The following is a 315-nucleotide window of genomic DNA, read 5'->3' as shown; positions in this document are numbered from 1 at the left end:
CCGGCATCGGCGGCCGTTTCGTCCATTATGTGGTCGCGTCCAACTGGGCCTCGGCGATCATCGCCTGGCTCATGCTGCCCTCGGCGCTGCTCAGGCTCTTCCTGCCCCCCACCAGCGACGTCAACAGCCTTGTGTCGTTGTTCCTGTTCGCGCTGTCGATGGTGCTGACCTGGCGCATGACCAATGCATCGATCGGCAAGGGTGCCGCCGTAGGCACCGCCGTCTTTGTCGGCATGTTCGTTGCTTCGCTGCTCGTCCTGTTCGGCCTGCAGGCACTGCTCGGCATCGACTTCCCTGATGGCATGAAGGGCTAGG

General features: G+C 63.5%; 1 pseudogene. It reads left to right on the top strand.

What is annotated here, in order from left to right:
* Nucleotides 1–314 (top strand): annotated as a pseudogene (locus EN824_RS34180) (transporter); the annotation flags it as partial.
* Nucleotide 315 lies beyond the last annotated feature (1 nt).

The sequence above is a fragment of the Mesorhizobium sp. M8A.F.Ca.ET.181.01.1.1 genome (assembly GCF_004792025.1).
Lineage (GTDB): Bacteria > Pseudomonadota > Alphaproteobacteria > Rhizobiales > Rhizobiaceae > Mesorhizobium.
Note: the sequence above shows the minus strand (reverse complement) of the source record. Positions and strands in the feature narration are given on the sequence as shown.